This is a genomic window from Catenulispora sp. MAP12-49 (assembly GCF_041262705.1).
Classification (GTDB): domain Bacteria; phylum Actinomycetota; class Actinomycetes; order Streptomycetales; family Catenulisporaceae; genus Catenulispora.
The window spans coordinates 83,534-105,960 of the sequence record NZ_JBGCCP010000008.1 but is presented as its reverse complement, the minus strand read 5'-3'; the positions used below and the strand labels follow the sequence as shown (position 1 = coordinate 105,960).

Below are 22,427 nucleotides of genomic sequence, written 5' to 3'. Positions count from 1 at the left end.
TGGGGCTGTGACCTTTCAGACGGTGTAGTTCAGTGGTGCGCCTGATGAGCTGGTCGTCACTGGGGCGACGTAGTCAGCTCGGGGTGCTCGGGTGGATTCGGTTGAGCATGATGATCGTGTCGAGGGGGTGCCGGTCAGGTTCGGGGACGTCGATGATCAGGTGGCCGTCGCCTCGGGTGACGGTGGCAGTGCCTCCGGTCAGGACCGCGGCCTTGCCGTCCCAGGCCGGATCGGCCGGGACGCGCAGCGGACTGTCGGGCCAGTTCAGGACGTGTACGTACAGGGCGCCGGCGTTCTGGGTCACTCCGCCCCAGTCGGCTCCGCGGACTTGGTAGCCGCGAGTGCCGCGCACGGTGAAGCCGTAGCGGCCCAGCCAGGAGCCGATCTCGGCCAACCGAGTACGCTGGCGCTCCTCGATCACGCCGTCGGCGTCCGGTCCCACGTTGAGCAGCAGGTTCCCGTCGCCGACCGCGGTGGTCACCAGCGCGTGCACGCATTCGCGCAGCGACATCATCGCCGCGCCGGGTCGGTGGCCCCACTGGTCGCCGACCAGGGTGACACAGCTTTCCCAGGGCCGGCCGTCCTGGAATCCGTAGTTGTACTCCGCATGTGTCCAGCATGTAAATAGGTAGCAACCCAATAGATCGGATGACTCAGCCCTACCGGCGGTCACTGATAGGCGAGCTGGTCGGTGCCGAAGGCCGTCAGCAGGGCGCCGTCGGTCCGACTCCGGAGGCCGACGGCGCCTTCACCGAACGCCGCGCAGGTGCTACGAAAGCCGCCAGACCTGCGCGAGCGTGCCGTTGCAGGCGTAGACCTGCAGTTGGGTTCCGTTGGTCGTCGTAGCGGATGGGTCATCGAGGCAGAGTCCGGATTGCGGGTTGGTGAGCGACCCGGCGTAGGTGCCGTTGCTCGACCACCGCCACTGTTGGGCGCCGGTGCCGTTGCAGGTGTACAGCTGGACTTTGGTGCCGTTGGTGCGGCCGCCGCCGTTGACGTCCAGGCACTTGCCCAGGGCTTGGATCGTGCCGTCCGACTCCAGCGACCACACCTGCGCCTGGGAGCCGTTGCAGTCGAAGAGGTCCGCCGGCTGGAAGTTCGCTGATTGGCCGTTCATCACGTCCAGGCACTTCCCGGTGACTCCGGAGGCCGCTGGCCCGGTCGGGCCCGCTCCGAAGCCGCCTGAGGGCAGGCTGAACCACTGCTGTCGACTGTCCGCGCACGCCGCGATGTCCAACACGGAGCCCGGGGCAGCAGCACCCGAGGACACGTCAAGACAGAGCCCTGAGACGGGGTTGAGCAGTGTGCCGTTGGTGTTTTTCCACTGCTGGTTGGCGCCGCCATTGCAGTCCCACAGTTCCACCGGGGTACCGGCTGTGGTCGCGGCGCCGGTGATGTCCAGGCACTTGCCCTGCGCCCGCAGCGTTCCGTCGGAGGCGGCGGTCCACTGCTGGCCGGCGCTGCCGGCACAGGTGTTGATCTCAGCGGCCGCGCCGTCTCCCGCCGAACCGCCGGCGGCGTCCAGGCAGGTGCCGTTCTCCTGGGAGACGACCGGGCCGGTCGGGCCGGTGGGACCGGTCGGCCAGGGGATCTGGGTGGAGTGGTAGTAGGTGATGCCTAACTCGTCCCAGCGCGGACCCTGCGCCGCGACCCGCGTAGCGAAATCGGTGAAGCCGCCGCTGGTGACCGTCTGCGGGGACCAGCCGAGTTCGGCATAGGCGGTGATGCGCGGGAAGGCCAGGTAGTCGACGTCTGCGAGAGTGTCCGCGGTCTCGGTCCACACCGGCGCCTCCAAGCCCAGGACCGCCGAGGCTGGAACGCCGGACAGGTAGCTCGCGGGGTCCCAGCCGTACGCCGACTGCATGTCGGTCTCCGCGGCCCAGTTGAGCCCGATGACGGTCGAGTCGTTGTACTTCTCGTCCATGTAGGCGCGCGAGGCGGGTGCCATGATCAGCTTCGTACCGTTGTTCGCAGCCGCCGCCAGCTGGGAGGCGCCGGTGGCGCCCCAGTACTCTGCGACGGTCGAAGGGGCGAGTGTGGAGTTGATGATCGAGTCCCAGCCGATCGCGGTTTTGCCGTACTTGTCGACGTCCTGCTGGGCCCAGGTCATGAAGTTCGCGTAGTCGCTCCCACTCACGCCGGACGCTTCGTCGCCGCCTACGGAGATGTACGGTCCGGGAGTGATCGCCGCGATCTGGCCGATGACGTCGTCGATGAAGGACTTGTCGATGGACGCGGTGGTGCACAGCGAGTTGCCCAGGACCCCGATGGTGGTGGACACCGGCGGGGCGGTGCCGTTGCAGTTGAGCTCGCCGTAGGAGGCCAGCGCGGCGGTGACGTGCCCCGGCATGTCGATCTCGGGAACGATGGTGACGTAGCGGGCTGCGGCGTAGGCGACGATCTGCTGGTACTGCTCCTGCGTGTAGTACCCGCCCGCGCCGCCGCCCACCGCGGTCGCGGAGCCGACGCCGGTCAGGTTCGGCCAGCCGTTGATCGCGATGCGCCAGCCCTGGTCGTCGCTCAGGTGCAGGTGCAGATAGTCGATCTTGTACAGAGCCAGCTGGTCGATGTACTTCTCGACCTGGTCGACGGTGAAGAAGTGCCGGGAGACGTCGAGCATCGCCCCGCGATAGGACATGCGCGGGTAGTCCAGGATGTGCCCACCGGGAACAGTCCACGGCCCGGGCTGCGCGCTGGACGCCTCGACCTGCGGCGGCAGCAATTGACGCAGGGTCTGCACCCCGGCGAACAACCCGGCCGGCTGCTGCGCACGGACGACGACACCAGAGCCGGTGACATCCAGCGTGTACCCCTGTGAGCCCACGGACGGATCAGCGCCGGAGAGCAGCAACGCGATCCCACTGCTTGGCGTGCTCGTCGTCGGCTGGACCGGCAACGAGAACCCGATGGCCGGATCGAGAACCCCGGCCAGAAACTGACCGACCTGTCCCGCGGCGGTCGAGTTCGCCGCGGTGTAGATCGTGGTCGTCGTAGAGATCTGATACGACGATGATGCATTCGGCTGAACCTGGACCGGCTGCGGAACCAGGGAACTCATGGACGGTGCCGAGGTACTGCTCACCTTGGTCGCCGTCGCCTGCGCTGCCGACGTGACAGTAGCGCCCAAGAGCGTGGCGGCGACGGCGACGAGGGTTGTCAGGCGTCTTGCCCGATGGCGGACGTGCATGGGGGGGTCCTTTCGGTGGGATTTCGAATGGCTAGGGCTGGGTCCACTTCTGGTTGGTGCCGCCGTTGCAGTCCCAGATCTCCAACTGGGTGCCGGCTCCACCGAAGGCCGTGTCATCCAGGCAGCGCCCCGATTGCGGGTTGAGCATCGTGCCGTCGGGCCGTGGCTGCCACTGCTGGGCTCCGGTGCCGTTGCAGGAGTACAGCTGAACCAGCGTGCCGTTGGCTGTTCCACCGGCGGTAACGTCCAGGCACTTGCCCAAAGCCGTCACGGTGCCGTCACCCGGCTCGGTCCACTGCTGGGCGCCGGTGCCGTTGCAGCCGTACAACTGAACCGGAGTGCGGTCAGCGGAACTGGCGCCGCGCACGTCCATGCACAATCCCTGATACCCGGTGATCGGCCCGGCGGCCGAGCGGTACAGACCGAACTCGGCGACGGCCGGGTTGGCGCGCGCCCCGGTGACGCGCAGCCGCACTTTGGTGGTGGTGACCGGGGTGGTCAGCCGGGTCAGCTTCTTCTGGCCGATGGTGGTGTCGGTGGCGATCTGCGTCCAGGCGCCGTTCTGCCAGGCGTCAACGGCGTAGGACTCGACGCGCTGGCCGACGTTCAGGTCTTCCTGGGCGGAGATGACGTTGAACGTGGTGGCTTGCGGCAGCGTGTAAACCAGGGCGCCGGTGGTGGCGGTGGGCTGCCAGGAGGTGTCCGGGTTCCCGTCGAGCGCCAGGTCCGGGGTGTGCCCGGCGGTGTTGGTGGTGCCGGCGTCGTTCGCCGCGGCGGCTCCGGCCGCGAGGTTGGTGCCGAACGTGGCGGAGATGGCGTTGTGGAAGTTCGTCAGCGCCGTCACCGCTGAGGAGTCGAAGACGCCTTGCTGGTTGGGTGGCACATCCAGCAGAAGGTTGCAGTTCTGGCCGACCGAACTGTAGTAGAGGTCGGTTAGGGCGCTCTGGGATTGCAGGGTGTCGCCGGGGTGCCAGTACCAGTTGTGGTTGGCCGACAAGGTGGTGTCGCATTCCGCGGGTGTCCAGCGCAGGCCGTTCCAGGCGCTGGTGCCGTCGGCGTTGCGTTGGGACAGGATGTCGTCGCCGCCGATGTCGGTGGCCCCGTTGCCGCCGGGGACCGGCAGGCGCGTGTCCGCGGCGGTGGCGGGATCGCCGTCGAAGGGCATCACGTCCCACTCGGACTGCCGCGCGGCGCCGGCTTCGTTGCCGACCCAGCGTGCGTCAGGGCCCTGGTCGTTGAAGATGACCGCGTTCGGCTGGAGTTTGCGGACCATCGAGATCCAGTTGGGGAAGTCGTAGTTCTGGGTGCGGTTGGTCGGGTTGGCACCGTCCCACCAGACCTCGTCGATTTCGCCGTACCTGGTGAGGGTCTCGTAGAGGGTGTTCTCGTAGTAGGTGTTGTAGTCGTCGGAGTTGAAGGAGAACGTCGTCCCGTTGGCGACCTCGGAGAGATCCGACGGGATGGTCACCGGCTTGGCCGCGCTGCCGTTGGCGAAGGTTCCGCCGGGCTGGGCCTCGTGCAGGTCGGCCGGGCCGAGGTAGATGCCGACCTTCAGGCCGTACTTGTGCATCGAATCGGTGAAGCTCTTCAAGATGTCGCCTTGACCGTTGTCCCAGGAGGAGGAGGCGACGCCGTAGGTGGAGTATTTGGAGGGGAACAGCAGGAAGCCGTCGGCATGCTTGGCGGTGAGGATGACTTCCTTGAACCCGGCGTTCTTCAGGGTGCTGACCCACTGGTCGGTGTTGAGGCCGGTGGGCTGGAACAGGTTCGGAGATGTGGTGCCGGTGCCCTGCTCGGTTCCGTCGTAGGTGTTGAGGCCGAAGTGGATGAACGCGGTCTGCTCCAGCCGCTGCCAGGCGAGCTGGTTCGGTGAGGGGGTGACGCCGGCCGCCTTCGCGATGATCTGCGCCGGGGTGTCGTTCGGGTTGATCGCGGTCACCTCCGCGGCCGATGCGGCGGTGGCGCTCAGGAGCGCGGCGGCGATGGCGACGAGGGCTGTCAGGCGTCTTGCCCGATGACGGACACGCATGGTCCTTCCTTTCGGTGCGATATCGATGCGTGCGGGTCTTGGGCGGTGCGCGCCGCGGGTCGAGCCGGCGGCGCGCACCGGTCTTCAGGTGCTGGTTACCGCTGGGGGCTAGGGCAGGGTCCACTTCTGGTTGGCGCCGCCGTTGCAGTCCCAGATCTCCAGCTGGGTGCCGTTGGTCGTGGCGAATCCGGGATCATCGAGACACCGCCCGGATTGCGCGCTCTTGAGGGAGCCGTCGGGTTGGGGTGTCCATTGCTGATTGGCGCCGCCGTTGCAGTCCCACAGCTCAACGAGCGTGCCGTTGGCTGTGCCTTGGCCGGTGACGTCCATGCACTTGCCGCCGAAGGTCAGCGTGCCGTTGCCCCAGGTCCACGACTGCGCCGCGGTTCCGTTGCAGTCCCACAACTGGACGTGCGTGCCGTTGGTCGTCGAGGCGGTGCTGTCGTCGACGCACTTGCCGGCCAGACCCGATGTGATGGGCCCGGTTTGTGGTGGCGTCACCGTGCCCGGCGTGAGCGCGAAGTTGTCGAACTGGGCCCTCTGGTAGCCGACGACGCCCAGGCCTGCCTGGCCGCTGGTGAACGCGGTGTCGGTGACGCTGCCGGCGACTGCGCCGTCGATCACCGCCGACAGGGTCGAGCCCTGCATCTTCAGTGCGATGGTGTGCCAGGTGCCGGTGCCGAGCGCCGCAACCGTCCCGGAGGCAAGGGTGGTGAAGTTCCAGCTGGTGTCGCTGCGCAGGATCGACCAGGCGCCGGTGGTGGAGACGCGCAGGTGGTAGGCGTTCAGGCCGTTGTCGTTGCGTCCCTGCTGGCCGACGCGGCCGAGCAGTTCCACTGTGCCGGCTTGCGGGAGCATGACGTCGGAGGTGACGGTGTAGTTGGACCAGGACGTGTCACCCATGTACGTGTACGGGTCGTAGTAGGCCTCGTTGGTCCAGCGGATCGGCGTGGTCGTGGCCATCTGCTGCAGGCAGGTGCCGGAGCGGCCAGCGCCGCAGGCCGTGGTGGCGAACGCGCCGTTCATGTCCGAGAAGTACTTCGGCGACGTGCTGGCGGCCGGGGTTTCGAAGTTGTCCGTGTACGGCAGCGCCAGTGCGGAGGCCGACGGGGACGTCGCAGTGCCCTTGCCCTGGCCGGTGGTCGTGGTGACGGTGTAGACGTAGCCCGGCTGGAGCGTCAGCGAGTACGAGCCGCCGGACGGGGTGATGTCCTGCGCGTGGACGAAGTAGTCGGCGGGGTTCGACGAGGCCACATTCGTCTGCCACACGTGGACGGTGCCAGTCGACAGACCACCGGAGACAGTGAACGACGCGGTCTGCGCGGCGGTGGCGTCCATCGTCTCGATGACGGTGCTGTAGTCGGCGTTGTTCGTCGACTTCAGCGTCACGTAGCTGCCGTTGGACCGGTTGCCGCCGAGGTAGCCGCTCGCCGAGTCGATGTAGTGCCAGCCGGGTGAGGTGAACTGGGTCGTCTGTGCGGTGACCCAGGTGGTCTTGCCGATGTTGTAGTTGCCGGACCAGGGCTGGTTCGCGATCGACATGCCGTCGGTACTGAACGACATGTTCGGGTAGAGCGCGGCGATCACTGGCCAGTTGATGTACGCGGTCATCTTGCCGTCGAGGTAGCCGCGGTTGATGCCGCGCGCGGTGGCGGCCGCGCCGGTATCAGCGTCCTGTGAGCCGTTCTCACTGGCCCACAGCGGTTTGCCCAGGCTCTGCGCGTTCGCGGTGCTGTTGCAGGTACTCTCCGAGCTCAGGTATCCGCACGGATAGTGGACGCCCACGATGTCGACGGCGCTCTTCAGCGCGGGATCGGTGGTCATCGCATCGGCGATGCTCCAGTCGTCGTCGGCGCCGACGACCTTGGTCGAGGCGTGCCCGTTGGCGACCAGCGCGGTCTTCAGGTTCTCGTACCAGGTGGCGTTGTAGCCGCGTTCGTTCCAGCCGCCGAGGTAGTCGATGCTCAGGTTGTGCTGCGCGGCGCAGCCGAACCAGGACATCAGATAGTTGATCATGTCGGTGGACCAGAAGTTCCCGCCGCCGATCCACCCCGGCGCACCCCAGGCCAGACCGTAGAGCTTGATGTTGGGGTTGCGTGCCTTGGCCTGCTCGGCGAGCCACCACTCGTAGCCCTGGTTGCAGTCGACGCCGCCCTGGGTGTGCTCGATGCTCGGCTCGGCGCCGTTGGTAGAGTTGGTGTCCCCACCGATCTCGATCTTCAAGATCTGCAGGTCGGCTCCGTAGCCGGGCTTGAACAGGTAGTCCAGCAGTTGGCTGCGCTCCGGCTCGGGGTAGTCGATCAGCAGGCGGGAGTTGCCCCCGCCGCCGGATATCGCGCCGACACCGTCGAACACCGAGCCGGGCTGAGAGCCGTCAATGGTGATCGCGGTGTTGGTCGCGGCGTGCGCTGGGGGCCCGAAGGCCCAGACGGTCAGGGTACTGATGATCAGCGCCAGTACCGTCGTGAGAGCGGTGCGGCGCCTGATGGCGTGGGACATGGCGGCTCCTGGGGTTGTGGAGCTTCAACGGATATCGGGGTTCGGCGCCTTGCCTCGGAGGTCTGCTTGCGGATGGATGTGGCGAGTCGTGCTGTCAGCGGTCAGGACAGAGTCCATTTCTGGTTGGGACCGCCATTGCAGTCCCAGATCTCCAGCTGGGTGCCGGAGCCGCCGAAGCCGGTGTCGTCCAGACACCGGCCGGATTGGGGATTGAGCAGGGAGCCGTCGGACCGCGACTGCCACTGCTGGGCTCCGGTGGCGTTGCACGAGTACAGCTGCACCAGGGTGCCGTTGCCGGTACCGCCGCCGGCGACGTCCAGGCACTTGCCGAGAGCCGTCAGGGTCCCGTCGCCGGGTACCGTCCACTGCTGGGCCGGGCTGTTGTTGCAGCCGTACACCTGAACCGGAGTACCGTCGGCGCTGCTGCCACCTCTCACATCCACACACAAACCCTGATAGCCGGTGATCGGTCCGGATCCGCGGGCGGCGGTGACAGTCAGGTCTTTGATCTGCGCGGTCGCTGAAGGATCTGCCTGGTAGCGCAGGTAGCGGAAGGAAGCGGCGGGGAAGGTGACGGTCGTGGCTGCGGCAGAGGTGGCGCTCTGGCTGCCGAGCGTGGTCCAGGTGCTGTCGTCGTTGGAGCCTTGGATGCTGTAGGCGGTGGTGGAGCCGTCGGCGACGACCTGGACTTGGCTGAACGAGGTTGTGGTGCCGAGATCGGCGGTCAGGTTCGCGCCGGCCGAGGTGGCGTGCCAGGCGGTGGCCGGGCTGCCGTCGACCGCCGCGGCGGCCGGGTAGCTGGGATCGGCGCTGGAGGCGGTGACGCTCTTGCACTGCGCCAGGTTCGTCGAGGCCGAAGGCGTCCGGGTGGGCACGGTCAGCGTCGAGCCGCTGGTCACGGTCTGTACCGGTGCACCGGCGATGGTCACCGGCAGGTTCGGGCCGGCGGTGACGGTGATGGTGGTGCCGCCGGGGCGGATCGACAGGTTGTAGGTGCTGCCGTGCCACTGCAGGCCGGTCAGGTCCAGCCCCGGCAGCTGCGGGGGCAGGTTCGGGTCGAGCTGCACAGAACTGGAGTCCCAGCGCAGACCGGTGAATCCGTACTCGAACTCCTGCAGGAACCCTCCCGTGCCGGTGGTGAACGTGAACGCGCCACCGCCGCGGGTCTCGCTGAACTGGTCGAACGGGGCGCGGATGAACGGGGTGGAGCTGCGCTGGAGGTAGGTGTAGGAGTCGCAGCGGGAACTCGCCAGCGCGGCACTGTCGATCGTGTTGATCGAGTCGGTCATCGACGGGGCGTTGATGTCGGTGATCGGGGCATAGTAGTCGAGGTCGTTCTGGGCGACGGTAGCCGTCATCGGCACGTTCCACGGGTACTGCATCATCGTGACGTCGGCCTGCTTGACGGTGGTCGTGGTGAAGCCGTCGTACTGCAGGTATCGCTGGTCGGCGGTGTCGAAGGGGATGTCCTGCCCGAGCCCGCCGGCGACAGTCGTCCAGTTCGCGTCGGCCGTGTTGCCGGTGATCTGCGCGGCCCGGGTCGCGATCTGAAGGGTTTCCTGTGCCGCCGCGTTGGTGTAAGCGTCGTCGTTGACGTTGTCGTGGTACTCGTCGGGCCCCATCGCGTTACGGATCTGGTAGGCACCAGGCTTGTTCGGGTCGGGTACGGCGCGTGAGGCGAAGTACCGTGCGGCGTCGCGGAGCACCGGCCACGCGGTGGCGCCGAGCCACGAGGTGTCGCCGGTGGCCTCGTAGTACTGCCACTGGGCCAGAGCTATGTCGGCGGTGATGTGGATCTCGTCGGTGCCTTCAGGGTTCCCCGGCGGGATCGACTCATTGCCGGTCAGCGCGCTCTCCCACGGGAACTTCGCGCCGTTGAGCGACAGAGCCGCGGCGGCAGCCTGGGCCGCGGGCAGCAGTCTCTGCCGGTACGCATCGGCGCCGATTGCGATGTCAGGGTGCTGCGCGAGCAGTGCCGGGTACATCCAGGTCTCCATGTCCCAGAACACGTGCCCGTTGTAGCCGTCCGACGACAGCCCGCCCGGCGTGCTGCTCCAGTCGACGCCGGCCCTGGTGCTCTCCAGCAGGTAGAACATGCTCGCCCGGATCTGCCCGGTGAGGGTGTCGTCGCCTGGGACGGAGACGTCTGCGGACCACAGCTTCGACCACGCCTGGTGGTTGCGGGCCGTGAGGCCGGCGGTGCCGAGGTTCGCCGCGTCCGTCGCCTGGCTGAGCGCATAGGCCTGCGGGGTGGACGCGGTCAGCGTACGGTCGGTGTCGTTGCTGGCGGCGATTCCGACGAACTTCGTCGCGGTGTACGTGGTCCCGGACTGCACGGTCAACGACGCGCTCTGCGCAGCCGGGGCACCGGCGGTCGGAGTGGTGGCCGTGGCCACGCTCGAACCGTTGACGCGCAGCACCGAGGCGATCGCGGCGCTCACGCCGGTGCCCTGCGCCACAGCGTTCTCAGTCAGCGTGCCGCTGGATCCGTTCACGGCAGGCGAGGTGGCGCTGTCGTGCACCTGACCCCGCCCGTCGAGCGCGTCAACGATCGTCGCCGAGCCGGACCAGTGCGGAGTGAAGGCCATGGTGACCATACCGACGTGGCCGTTGCTCTGGTCGGCGTTGACGGTATAGCCGAAATCGGTGGCGCGGCCCGAGGGCGCGGTCCAGGTGAAGGACGTGGTCAGGGTCCCCGTGCTCATGTCCAGCGTCTGTCGATAGTTGGACTTCGTGCCCTGCTGCGTCTGGGCGACCACGGTCGGCACGGCGCCGGATGCCGGATAGGCCGCGACGGTGTCGATGTTGACCTGTCCGCTGTCGTTCGGCCGGACCGTGACGGCTACCGTGGCAGTCCCGACGCTCAGGACCGCCGGCACATTGATGGTGCTCCACGAGTTCCAGCTCCCGGTAGGAGGCAGCGTGATCTGCTGCGGCGCACCGCCGTTGACGATCACCGACACCGTCTCGGAGCCGGAGTTGCCGTTGGCATACCGGATGCCCACGACCGATGCGCCGGCGCTGGAGCCGGCGATCGGAACCGTGACGGACGCGCCGTGCACCGGACCGCCGTTGAGACCCAGTCCCGCGACGAACGATCCACCTGTCGAGCCGCCGTGGTCACTGGCGAGCTCGGCCCCGCCGGACAACTGACCGTCGACAGCCTCACACTGCTCGTTGAACACGCACACCGGCAGATTGCCGAAGCTGTCGCCACCGCCGGTGAGTCCCAGCGTGGTCCAGGTCGGCAGGCTGGCGCGTGACTCAAACCCCTGATCTGGCGGGTTGGCGTAGAAGCCAGCCAGCTCAGACTGCGTGGCGATCGGCGTCGTGCTGAACCCCGTGCCTTCGGCAGGGACGCGCGCGGCCAGGTAGCCGTTGCCGATGAACGTCGGTGCGTAGTTCGACGAGGGGTCCGTGGTCGAGAGCGTCCACGGTCCGCTCGACACAGCCGCCGCGGGCGCAGCAACCGCGCCAGCCTGCACCAGCGGCATCGCCGAGGTCGCCGCCAGCACCAGCGCAGCTCCCGTTGAGATCCTGCCCAGGCCGGGTCGGCGCGCCAGTCCCCATCTTCGTTCTCTCAGCACTTAGATCAATCCTTTCTTATCAAGGCGCAGATCTTGCGAGAACCGGCGCCCGCCTCAGACGGGGCGAGCGCCGGTGAGCTGTTAGGGCAGGGTCCACTTCTGGTTGGCGCCGCCGTTGCAGTCCCAGACCTCCAGCTGGGTTCCGGAGCCGCCGAACGAGGTGTCGTCCAGGCACTTGCCGGAGTTGGGGTTGAGTAGTGCGCCGTTGGGCTGGGGCTGCCAGTTCTGGGCGCCGGTACCGTTGCAGCTGTAGAGCTGGACCAGGGTGCCGTCCGCGGTCCCCGCGGCGTTCACGTCCAGGCACTTGCCCAGCGTCTGCACAGTGCCGTCGGACTGGACGGTCCACTGCTGGGCGCCGGAGCCGTTGCAGTTGTAGACCTGCACCGGCGTGCGATCGGCGCTACTGGCGCCGCGCACGTCCAAACACAGACCCTGATAGCCGGTGACCGGGCCTGTGCGGGGGCTCGTAGTCGAGCCCGCAGGTGATGCCCACACCTGGCCGGCTGTGCCGGTGCAGCTCGCGACCTGGACCTTGGTGCTGGCGCCGCCGGAGTCGGGGTCGGTCGCGCACAGTCCGGCCGAGCTGACCAGCGTGCCGTTCGAGGCGGACTGCCAGTGCTGGGTGCTGCTGCCGCTGCAGGTGGTGATGTCGACGGCGCTTCCGGCGACATCAAGGCACTTACCTTCGGACTGGACAGTACCGTCGGGTTCCACGGTCCACTGCTGGGCGTTGGTGCCGTTGCAGGTGTAGACCTGTACCGCGGTCCCGTCGGTGTTGTTGGCGCCGGACAGGTCCAGGCACAGGCCCGTGTCGTTGACCAGTGAGGTCGTCGGGATGCCGGCGGTGGTGGGCGCGACGGTCCAGACGAACGTCGTCGAGGCCTGCGCGCCCGCGGCGTCCTGGGCGGTCACGGTGACGGTGTTCGTACCGGCGGTGGTCGGGGTGCCCGTCATCAGGCCGGTCTGCGAGATGGAAACGCCTGCGGGCAGGCCGGTGGCGGTGAACGTCGGGGTCTGGCCGGTGGTCGAGTCACCAGCCAGAACCTGTACGGAGGCCGCCTTTCCGGCTAGACCCTCCTGCGGGCCGGGGCTGGTGACGGTCACCGGCTGCCCGAGCTGGTTCGCAGAGACGTTCAGCGTGCCGGTCAAGGTCAGCGCCGATGAGGTGTCCGCGTCGCCGACGGCAATGCCGTAGCCGCCGGTTTCGGTAGTCCAGCCGTTGGTGCTGCTGTTCCAGTAGTGCAGGTTCTGCTCGGACAACGGGAAGGTGACGGTCTGGGACTGGCCGGGGGCCAGGTTCACCCGGGCGAAGCCTTGCAGCTGGCGCGGCGGCTGCCCGGCGGCGGCCGGGTCGGTCACATACAGCTGAGCGACGTCGGCTCCGGCCCGGGTGCCGGTGTTGGTCACGGTCGCGGTCACCGTCGTGACGCCACCCTGGATCAGAGGATTGATGTGCAGGTTGGAGTAGGCGAAGGTGGTGTAGGAAAGGCCGAATCCGAACGGGAACAGCGGGGTCAGGCCTTTGCTGTCGTACCAGCGGTAGCCGACGTCGACGCCCTCGGAGTACTGCACGGCCCCGTTGGTGCCGGGCCACTGCGCGGCGGTGGCGGCCGGGACCTGGGACAGGTCGGTGGGGAAGGTCACCGGCAGGTGGCCGGAGGGGTTGGTGGTGCCGAACAGGATGTTCGCGATCGCGGTGCCGTCCTCCTGGCCGGGATACCAGGCTTCCAGCACGCCCTTCACCGAGGACAGCCACGGCATGGTGACCGGGGCGCCGGTGTTCAGGACCACGACCGTGTTCGGGTTCGCGGCCGCGACTGCCGAGATCAGCGCGTCGTTGCCGCTGCCCAGGCCGAGGCTGGTCACGTCCCCGGTGTCCTCGCCCTCGACCTTTCCGACGAAGACCACCGCGACGCTCGCCTTCGCGGCGGCGGCCGCGGCCGAGGCCGTGGAGGAGCCGTCGTCGTAGGTGACGGCGGTCCCGGCCGGCGCGGCGGCGGTGATCCCGGCCAACGGCGTGACGGGGGTGTGGCTGGGGGTTGTGTAGGCGCTGCCGTTGCCGGCGGTCGCCGGGCTGGTCGAGGCGTCGGTGCCGATGACCGCGATCGAGGTGTTCACAGGTCCCAGCGGCAGCACGTTGCCGGCGTTCTTCAGCAGTACCGTGCCCTCCTCGGCCAGGTGCTCCGCGCTCCCCTGGTGTGCCGCGGTGCTCGCGGGCGCGGCCAGGGAACCGGTGGGCGCGTTGTCGAACAGGCCGAAGGCGAACATCTGGGTCAGGATCCGCGTCGCCGAGGCGTCGATCAGCGATGGGCTGACCTGGCCGGAGGTAACGGCCTGCTGCAGGGCGGTGCCGTAGAAGTGGGCCGTGTTGTTGAAAATGGTGCTGGTGCCCGGCATCTCCTGGTCCATGCCCGCGGTCACCGTCGGCACGGTGGAGTGTGTCCCACCCCAGTCGGAGGTGATGAAGCCGCTGAAGCCGAACTGGTCGCGCAACACCGAGGTCAGGATCTTCTGGTTCTCACAGGCGAAGGCGCCGTTGATCATGCTGTAGGAGCACATCACCGACGACGGAGCGCCCTGCTGGATCGCGGTCCGGAAGGCCGGAAGGTAGATCTCCTGCTCCGTCTGATCGCTGACGATCGCGTTGTCGGCGCTGGTGTCGCGGTTGGTCTCCTGGTTGTACACCGCGGCATGCTTGACCTGCGCCATCACCCCCGCCGACTGCACGCCGCGGATGTTCGCCGCGCCCATCTGGCCGCTGAGGTAGGGGTCCTCGCCGAAAGTCTCGAACGCGCGGCCCCAGCGGGGATCGCGCACGATGTTGATCGTCGGCCCCAGATCCACCGTCGTGCCCTTGGCTGCCTGCTCGGCACCCACGGCCTGACCGTAGGTCTGCTCGGCGGCGGTGTCGAAGGTGGCCGCCATGTTCATCGGCGCGGGCAACTGGGTGGTGTCGCTGATGTTCTGCCGGACCCCGGCCGGTCCGTCCTCCAGGTTCATCGCCGGGATGCACAGCCGGCCGATCGCAGGGGTGAAGCCGACGTAGCTGGAGCCGTCGGAGCCGGTCATCAACTGGACCTTCTCCCCCAGCGTCATGTGCGACAACAGGTCGCTGACCCGTTGCGGGATCGGCGCGTTGGAGCCGACCCACGGACAAGCGGTCGACACCGTCGCGACGGCGGTAGCCGGCGCATCCGCGGAGTAGGTCGCGAACAGCGACGCGGACAAGGCGGCCAACATCGCCACCGCTCGGGCGCGGCTGGACCGAGGCCCGGCCGATGATCTGAGCATGCTTACGTTCCTCCAAGGGATCGGGTTTCGCGGCTGAGAGCGCCCCAGACGTCGGGGCGTGGTGCATATTCCGGACAGGTCGGTGACCACGACCATGCGGCTAGATGCCGACTGCCGACTCACAACTCAGACCAATGCCGAGATCGGCCTGATCGGCCGGTCCGCACAGCCCCGGCTCAGCACCGGAGCCGGCCGACCGGGCACTGCGGCCGTTCAGGCAACACCAGCCTGGAAGGGCCACCGCGAACGACTTCAGCCGGTACCGCAGGTGGATCCGCATGCCCGGACACCCGGCCGGTGCCGGTGAACCCGGTCATGTTCTCGGTGCCACCGCTGCCGTTACTGCGATGTACCCGTGGGTCCAGTTCGTAGCGCGTCATCTGGATCCGATACGTGTTGCTCTACACGGTCTCGGAACCCAGCAGCGCCCTGTTCACTGCCTGCGTCGATCCCATCCACCTGCACCCACTGTGGATCCGAGTCGGCGCTCGACCAGCGGATAGCCGGCGTGCCGCGTGGGTTGCTTCAGAACAGCCCGGGGTGTGAACGCTGCTGCTGAAGCGGCCTTAGTCAGGAGCTTGTTGGTTCGCATGGGCCTGCCACTCGGGGAGGAGGGGTGGGGGCGAGAACAGGAGACCTGCGGTATGGACCACTGGCTAGTGTGGTCTAGACCGCCAAGGGGCGCACTGGGGAGTATTGGGCAAACTCCGGGCCAAGCGCAAGAGCCCTGACGGACTTTCTTTCAGTGCCCTTTTACTGCGCAGCGCGGAAATGCTTCCTCGGCGTTTCGGCGATCACGCCGAGCAGGACCACGCACATAGACCGGCCTGTCGCAGCGCGGATTAGGGTCGCACAGAGAGCCACAGTCACGATCCTCGGCACGGCGCCGGTATCGCACATGCTTCGCGGCAGAACGAGCCCTGTCAAGAATTTTCATCGGATCAATATTGGACAAATCTCCCACCATAGAGGGCTTCGATGGCTGTTCGATGCCATACATCGGATGCTGCGCTCACGGCGCGAGACGCGAGACAACACCGGCGACCGCCGCCGCCGCATTTCGTTGTCACCTTTAACGAACGCTTTGGTAAACCGGATAGAACACCGGTGGAGCGGTGCTGTCAACGCCTGCAAGAGAACCGATCGACGCCCTCCAAAGCGCGTCCACCTGCGTTCTTCTATATAGATCCCTGAGGATCCATCAGGTCACAGAAAATTAAGAAGAGTCCAGGATTCCAAAACTTCTGTCCTTCTCAACCACTGGGCCCCGATCGAGGCGATCGCAACCCGCATCACCTGTGACCGCCGCCGGCCCAAGACCAACCGCGTGCCCTGACCTCCGGCCGCGAATCCGTTGCCGAAAAACCGTTAGCCCCACGGCGGCGGCGCATCTCCTCCCGTTGGACGAGCCCTGTTACGAGCACCCTGGAGGCCCAGCGGATGACCAAAGAAGTCGACGCCGATCTGGTGGCCGCGGCACGTGATGGCGACCGCGCGGCCCTCGACGCCCTGACCGCCGACTGCCTGCCCTTGGTCACGACCGTCGTCAGTCAGTCCCTGTCGCACAGGTTCGACATCGAGGACACCGTCCAAGACACAATGCTGAACCTCGTGCGCGGGCTGCCGAAACTACGCGACCCCGCCGCGTTCCACGCCTGGCTGATGACCATCACCACGAACCAGGTCCGCAAACACCATCGTCGCCGCACACCCGCACCACAGCCGCCTGAAGCGTTCGACGGCTTCGCCGACCCCGGCTCGGACTTCACGAACCTGGTCATCGATGAAATCGGGCTGGCCCACCAGTGCCGGCAGACCGCCGAAGCGACTCTCTGGCTGGACGACGCCGACCGCGAACTGCTCTCCCTGTGGTGGCTCACGGAAACCGGACGGCTGAGCCGCGCCACGATGACCACGGCGCTGGGTCTGAGCACACACACGACGACCATGCGCGTCACCCGCATGAAGACACAGCTCGGCGCTGCACGGTGCATTATCAGGACTCTGGCAACCACTCCCCCGTGCCGCCTGCTGGTCAGAGTCACGGCGACCTGGCCCGGCCGGCCCTCGCAGCTGTGGCGCAAGCGCATCTCCCGCCACATACGCGAATGCGACTACTGTCTGAGATGCGTGGAGGACCTGGTCCCCATCGAACGACTACTGACTGACTCGTCACCGCCTCCGCAGGCTGCCGGATCCGAGCCTGCCTTGACGTCACATCGATGTACAACAATCGGATCAGCGGCCTTGCTCGCCAGCTGACCGTATTGTTGGTCCAAAGTCGCGCCGGCATCAGCCAGTCAGCTGAAGAGCGTGCCATCGACGAGGAACTGCAAGGAAGCCGTGTTGTAGTAGTTGACGGTGATACCCATGGTCGGGTCATACGGCTTGCCGCTGCCGGCCAGGTTCCAGGCGTTGTCGCCCAATCGCCTGAGACTGTCGCCCTGCGGGCTGAACGCGATGACGCCGTCATGCTGCGAGTAATTGTAGTCCCACCACTGACCGCTGGCCTGCGCACCACACGTTGAGGCCCGCACAACGGCCCCGTCGGGAAGCTGGCTGGGATAGGTCAGGCACAGCTTGCTGGCCTGATTGCGTAGTTGGAGACGTCCAACCGCATTGCGCACCAACTCCCATGTCTGGTTCGCCGAACCGGTGCAGACAGCTTCGTAGGGTTCTGCGCCCGCTTGGCCGGCTGTCTGCATGCACCGGCCTGTCGACTTGATGCGCAGCCGGGTGACGGCAGCCGGTTTGGGCAGTTGCGGCGTCGGCGTCGCAGTCGTTCCGACCGGCCGGGACGAGCTCGGTGTCGGGTTTGGAGGCCGAGTCGGAGACGAGACGACTGGCGAGGCGGCCGGTGTCGTCGCCGAGGCGGGGGCAGGCGTGCCGTGAGTCCCACCGTTCGAGCCGTCCCGCGTCGCGACAACCCAAGCCCCCGCAATCGTGGCTACGACGGCCACCACTGCCAACAGTTTGCCCGCGGCCGACCTCGGCACGTGCCTGGTGCTATGCCCTCCGGCATGCGAGGAACGACGGGAGGTCGCGAGTGCGGGGCCGGTCGTGGCGGACGGCGTCGACGCGGCCGCTGCGACGTGTTGGGCCAACAGGTGCGGGGCGTAGCCGAGTGGCAGCGGAACCAGGGCCAGCCCGGCCAGCAGCTTCTCCGGCGCGATCAGGTCCTCACCCAGAACGCCGCAGTAGTCGCATTGACGCAGATGCCGGGCTATCCGCTTACGCCACAACGGACTGGGCTGGCCCTCCCACAGCTGAACCACTTGGCTGAGTTCGGGACACCGAGGAGCGGCCTGCAGAGCGCGCACCACCAGCCGCGAGGTCTCCAGCTGAGCCTTCATCCTGCTCACCCGGACCGTCACCGTCTGGGCGCTCAGGCCGATGGCGTCGACCATCTCAGCCCTGGTCAGATGGCCGGCGACGACCAGCCACCACAGCGACAGCAGTTCCCGGTCGTCCTCGTCCAGCCAGCGCGTCGCCTCCACCGTCTCCCGCCGCTGCCCGGACAAACCCAGCTGAGTCAGGGTGAGATCGACGAAGTCCGCCCCCGGATCAGCCAGCAGCGAGAAGTCCTCCAGAGCGATCGACGACGTCGGACGCGATCGGTAGTGCTGACGGATCTGGTTCATGGTGACCGAGACCAGCCAGGACCGGAACGCGTTGCCGTCCCGGAGTCCCGGCAGGCCGCGCACGACGCGAAGCATCGTCTCCTGCACCACGTCGTCGATATCGGCCCGGCCCGGCATGGCCCGCCCGACGATGTTGTAGACCAGCGGCATGGCCCGGCCGACCAGGTCCTCCAAGGCATCCTGGTCACCGTCCCGAGCCGCGCCGACCAACCGCGCGTCCACGGCAAGGTTGTACATCTTCGCGCTCCGTCCACCGCTCCGGCGCCGTCGTTCATAAGAGCAGACGAGGCAGGAGCGGCCATGCTACAGATTTCGCGCGACGATTTCGGCGCTGGTCCGGGGCGCGGGCGCTCTCACCGCCGAACACGGTGTCGTCCAGGCACCGGCCAGACTGCGAGTTCAGCAGGGAACGTCGCCCGTACGCGCCACTGCTGAGCCCCGGTTTCGCTGCACGAGTACGATCCGCTCCGCCCGGTCGGTCGGTCGGTCCCAGCGGATCCGAGTGGGCGAGCCGATCATCACGATCATGCCCGGACCGATTCCCTCGCTATGAGATCGACCACTGCTGGAGTGCCGATCCGGTGTCAGTCTGCTGAGTCACCAGGGCACCGTCGGCGGTGGAGGCCGTCGTGAGCAGCAGACCGCTATGGACGTTCACGATCTTGTAGAGATTGTCGGCCTGTTTGGTGACCGTCCAGTGCTGGTTGGTGCCGCCGGTGCAGGTCCACTGGATGACGGGTGCCCGGGGTGGTGAAGCCGCCGTTGTCGTCCATGCACAGGTTCGACTGGCCGTTGACGATCTGATACGAGCCGTCGGGTTGCCGGGTGAAGACCCAGTTCTGGTTGGCGCCGTTGTTCGGCGACCAGATGATGAGCTGGGTGCCCGGCGAGGTGGAGTGGTTGGGGTCGTCCAGGGCCTTGCCGGAGGCGATGATCGTGTGGGTGCCGCTCAACACCGGGGTGGTCGGGTTGACCGTCCAGCTGAAGGTGGTCGAGCCGCTGGCCGTTCCGGAGTTCGCGGTCACGGTGACCGACGCGGTCGCCGCGGCGGTCGGCGTACCGCTGATCAGGCCCGCCCCGCTGATCGACAGTCCGGCCGGCAGGCCGGTGGCCGAGTATGTCAGGGCCTTGTTCTGGGTGTCGGTGGCCGCCATCTGGAGGGAGACGGCGGTCCCGACGGTGCCGATCTGCGCGCCCGGGTTGGTCACCGACACGGTCTCAGTGCCGCTGCCAGTGGCGGTCAGGGTCAGAGTCTGTTCGGCCGCGGTGCGGGCGCCACCGACGGTGTTGCCGGTGCTGTTGTCCCAGGTGCGGGTGGGCGTCGTCTCGGCGAGCCGGGTCGTATCCGATGACAGTGCGAGGTCCAGGTCGCTGTATCGGTTGATGATCCGGAAGGTGCCGGCCGGGGCGTTGTCCGCGACGATCCACCACTGCTGGCCGACGGTTGCGCCGCTGCCCGGGATGGTCGTGGCGGTGGGTTTGGCGCCCCAGGACCGCCCGGCCGTCGCCGTGGAGTCGACCCCGAGCGCTTGCCCGGTGCCGGCGTTGCGGATCTGGTACGAGCCGTCGCCGTCGGCCACGAAGGACCAGGCCTGAAGGGCCGAGCCGGTCGGCGCGGCATCGGAGGTGGTGGCCGTGCCGCCGGAGACCTGGGCCAGGACCCGGCCGTCGGCGGTGCCGATCGCGTAGGTCTTCGACAGGTCCACCGGGACCGCGGCCGGCGCCGAGGAGTCGATGGTCAGCGTCGCGTATTCGCCCCCTGAGCTACCGGAGCAGGCGATGCCGCAGTAGGCGCGCATGGTCTTGCCGACGTACTGGTTGCTGACGGTCTTGTTCCCGGTGTCGACCAGCCATCGGTACCAGGAGGCGGTGTGGTAGGCGCCGGTGTCGCCGAGCAGTGTCCATTTCTGGCTGGCCAGGTCGCTGGTCGCGTAGTACTGCTGGGGTGCGTTGCCGGAGCGGTCCACGCTCTCCGGCTCGCCGATGTACAGGCCGAGGTAGGCGTCGTAGGCGATGTCCATGACGAACAGCGGCGAGGTCGGCGGCAGCGTGTGGGCCGCGATCTGCTGGGTCACGGTGCCGGAGTTCTGCGGGTTGTAGTCGACGGCGACCGGGGTGAAGCCGGTCTGGTTGGTGGTGCCGTCCGGGTTGGTCGTTCCCAGCGGCACCAGGTTGCTCTCCAACCCGCCGACGCCGGGCTGGGTCCAGGCGCCGTTGTACCACTTGGACCAGGTGCCGGTCGCCATCTTGCCGGAGATCGGGGCACGGGCGACGTGCGCCAGGTCGGCGGTGCCGCCGCCGGCGCTGGCCTTGCCGACGATCCGGGTGCCGTAGAAGACGTAGAAGAACCCGGATGCGGTGTCGACGAACAGCCGCGGGTCGCCGTCGCCGTAGTCCCAGGTCTCATGCGGGAACGCGGTGGTGTCGCCACGGGCGGTGCTGTACGGCGAGGTGATCGCGTGCCCGACGATGCTCCAGGTCCGGCCCTGGTCGTGGGACACGGTGTAGTCGATGCCGTCGTAGTGCGAGAACGAGTACGCGCCGAACGGCTCGGGAGTGAACTCGTTGTGCACCAGGCCGTACCAGTCGCCGGTGTCCGGGTCGATCCAGGTGCCGACGATGTCGCAGTAGTTCTTCTGCGCATAGGTGCCGGTGTCGCTGGTGTACGTCGCCGTCACGCCGGTGGGGCTGTTGTTGCAGCGCCAGGTCGTGTCGTCGTTGCGGTCGTTGGAGTTCGACGGGTTGACGTAACTGTCGCGGGTGGCGTCGTCGGCGGCGTCGTCGAACGTGGTACCGGAGTACCACTTCCACTGCCGCGAATCCGTCGGCCCGTACAACGAGTGCGCACCGGTGACGTGGAAGCTGCCGTCCCGGTCGATGTACGCGCTGTCCGGGGTGTCGTTGGACAGGTTGTGCTGCACGATCGCACCGATAGAGATCGTGTAGCCGGCGGTCGCTGCCGTGGCGGCCGTTGCCGACGGCGAGGCGGCGCCGACAACGCTGACGGTGGCGATGGCCGTGGTCACAGCGACGAGGCTGGCGAGTGGCTTGAACATGGCGAAGGTACTTCGAGAAGGGAACACGCGCGCACTCCTTCTACCAGGCGTGGGGTGTGTTCGTTATCTCGCGGACCGGTGGCCGAAGTCGAGCGTTCTCAAACAGAGTCCAAGCAAGGCCGAAGAAAAACACAGGGCCAGCGGTCGGGCCGGTCCGACAACCATCAGACTGGTCGATACAAGGCGAGCGCAGCCAGATCGGAGTCCGGTTGTCGCCACGGGTGTCGTACCAGTCCCGAGAACTCGCGGTGGCGGTGAACCGGCGGCCCCGAACGGGTTTTCCGGCGGGCCGTCGTCCGGTCGGCACAACTGGTCAGGCGGTCACCACGTTGTAGACCTGGTGGACCTTCGGCTCCGGCACCGGCGCACCGACCTCCTGGTGCAGCGGGATGATCACCTGGCCGAACTGCTTGAACGCGGCCTCGCTCTCCCAGACGTCGACGATGAGCATGCCGTCCGGCGTGGTGGCGCATGTGTGCGACAGCAGACCTTCCACCGGCCAATCCGAGACGTCTTTCAGCATGCCCCGGCCGTCGGTCAGCTTGTTCGCGATCTGCTCGTACATGTCCTGAGTCATTCCGGGGAGTTCGAAGACGGTGACGATGGCCATGCGGGTCTCCAGACGCGTCGAAGCGGAAACTGTCAAGCCAAGTCGAGCACGCCGCCCGCCCCTCCGCGCGAGGAACTGCACCGCCCGTGTGACGCCCCGTTTCAGGGTCGGTGCTGAGGCGAACACGTCGACCGATTCATTTCGCTGATGATGTTGATGTCGACTGCGGTGTCGGCTTGGCACCTACCGAGTCCAGTCGCAACTCACCCGATCTAGCGAACGTACAGCCTCTTCATTGCGCTCGCATATTTGTTCGAATAGCCTCTCGCGGTGACCTCCGAACGCCAGCCAAGAGAGCACGTGAACGAGAATCCGGTACCGCAGTCGCACAGCCACGACTACCGATCGTATACGCCGATCCCCCAGGTCAAGGCCGGTATCCGAGTATTCGACCAAGACAGGCACCATCCGGCCAGTTGACCCCTGTAACGTTGCTGCCGAGAGTCGCAAGGGTGATCGGGCGCGCCGCGGCGATTTCCGGTCGCGCGCGCGTGAAGGTGTGTGGGAAACACGTATTTCGCTACTGA

Annotated in this window: 10 protein-coding genes and 1 pseudogene; 1 reads left to right on the top strand and 10 read right to left on the bottom strand. The window is 67.3% G+C overall.

Features of this window, described 5'->3' with window-relative positions; translation table 11 throughout:
* Nucleotides 1-73: 73 nt before the first annotated feature.
* The 6 genes from ABIA35_RS17335 to ABIA35_RS17310 all read right to left on the bottom strand — a co-directional run bounded on the left by ABIA35_RS17335 (nucleotide 74) and on the right by ABIA35_RS17310 (nucleotide 14,593).
* Nucleotides 74-673 carry an alpha-L-fucosidase gene (locus tag ABIA35_RS17335; protein WP_370358538.1) on the bottom strand — a complete coding sequence of 200 codons (600 nt, stop codon included), beginning with the start codon at nucleotides 671-673 and terminating at the stop codon, nucleotides 74-76.
* 96 nt (nucleotides 674-769) lie between these two features.
* Nucleotides 770-3,058 (bottom strand): family 20 glycosylhydrolase, encoded by a 2,289-nt coding sequence (locus ABIA35_RS17330; RefSeq protein WP_370358537.1) that lies wholly within the window; start codon nucleotides 3,056-3,058, stop codon nucleotides 770-772.
* 160 nt (nucleotides 3,059-3,218) lie between these two features.
* Nucleotides 3,219-5,216: an alpha-L-fucosidase gene (locus ABIA35_RS17325; RefSeq protein WP_370358536.1), complete on the bottom strand. Its 1,998-nt coding sequence runs from the start codon at nucleotides 5,214-5,216 to the stop codon at nucleotides 3,219-3,221.
* Nucleotides 5,217-5,324: 108 nt separating this feature from the next.
* Entirely contained in the window at nucleotides 5,325-7,715 is a 2,391-nt protein-coding gene (locus tag ABIA35_RS17320; RefSeq protein ID WP_370358535.1) for a ricin-type beta-trefoil lectin domain protein, read from the bottom strand.
* Between the two features lie 101 nt (nucleotides 7,716-7,816).
* Nucleotides 7,817-11,230, bottom strand: a complete 3,414-nt coding sequence (locus ABIA35_RS17315; RefSeq protein WP_370358534.1) for a ricin-type beta-trefoil lectin domain protein — start codon at nucleotides 11,228-11,230, stop codon at nucleotides 7,817-7,819.
* Between the two features lie 153 nt (nucleotides 11,231-11,383).
* On the bottom strand, nucleotides 11,384-14,593 hold the full coding sequence (locus ABIA35_RS17310; protein ID WP_370358533.1) for a glycoside hydrolase family 3 C-terminal domain-containing protein: 3,210 nt from the start codon (nucleotides 14,591-14,593) through the stop codon (nucleotides 11,384-11,386).
* Between the two features lie 1,440 nt (nucleotides 14,594-16,033).
* Here ABIA35_RS17310 and ABIA35_RS17305 point away from each other — a divergent pair.
* Nucleotides 16,034-16,855, top strand: coding sequence for an RNA polymerase sigma factor (locus ABIA35_RS17305; RefSeq protein WP_370358532.1), 822 nt, complete (start codon nucleotides 16,034-16,036; stop codon nucleotides 16,853-16,855).
* Nucleotides 16,856-16,893: 38 nt separating this feature from the next.
* Here ABIA35_RS17305 and ABIA35_RS17300 read toward each other — a convergent pair whose 3' ends face one another.
* From ABIA35_RS17300 to ABIA35_RS17285, 4 genes and pseudogenes are all read right to left on the bottom strand, one after another.
* Nucleotides 16,894-18,471 (bottom strand): sigma-70 family RNA polymerase sigma factor, encoded by a 1,578-nt coding sequence (locus ABIA35_RS17300; protein WP_370358531.1) that lies wholly within the window; start codon nucleotides 18,469-18,471, stop codon nucleotides 16,894-16,896.
* 310 nt (nucleotides 18,472-18,781) lie between these two features.
* Nucleotides 18,782-19,039: an RICIN domain-containing protein gene (locus tag ABIA35_RS17295; RefSeq protein WP_370358645.1), complete on the bottom strand. Its 258-nt coding sequence runs from the start codon at nucleotides 19,037-19,039 to the stop codon at nucleotides 18,782-18,784.
* Nucleotides 18,984-21,290, bottom strand: a pseudogene (locus tag ABIA35_RS17290) (RICIN domain-containing protein); the annotation flags it as partial. The pseudogene ABIA35_RS17290 and the gene ABIA35_RS17295, both read right to left, overlap by 56 nt.
* A gap of 313 nt (nucleotides 21,291-21,603) precedes the next feature.
* On the bottom strand, nucleotides 21,604-21,900 hold the full coding sequence (locus ABIA35_RS17285) for a hypothetical protein (RefSeq protein WP_370346876.1): 297 nt from the start codon (nucleotides 21,898-21,900) through the stop codon (nucleotides 21,604-21,606).
* Nucleotides 21,901-22,427 lie beyond the last annotated feature (527 nt).

Coding starts and splice junctions, on each gene's coding strand:
- ABIA35_RS17285 (WP_370346876.1), bottom strand. CDS start 21,900: ATGGCCATCGTCACCGTCTTCGAACTCCCCGGAATGACTCAGGACATG.
- ABIA35_RS17305 (WP_370358532.1), top strand. CDS start 16,034: ATGACCAAAGAAGTCGACGCCGATCTGGTGGCCGCGGCACGTGATGGC.
- ABIA35_RS17330 (WP_370358537.1), bottom strand. CDS start 3,058: ATGAGTTCCCTGGTTCCGCAGCCGGTCCAGGTTCAGCCGAATGCATCA.
- ABIA35_RS17325 (WP_370358536.1), bottom strand. CDS start 5,216: ATGCGTGTCCGTCATCGGGCAAGACGCCTGACAGCCCTCGTCGCCATC.
- ABIA35_RS17320 (WP_370358535.1), bottom strand. CDS start 7,715: ATGTCCCACGCCATCAGGCGCCGCACCGCTCTCACGACGGTACTGGCG.
- ABIA35_RS17310 (WP_370358533.1), bottom strand. CDS start 14,593: ATGCTCAGATCATCGGCCGGGCCTCGGTCCAGCCGCGCCCGAGCGGTG.
- ABIA35_RS17300 (WP_370358531.1), bottom strand. CDS start 18,471: ATGTACAACCTTGCCGTGGACGCGCGGTTGGTCGGCGCGGCTCGGGAC.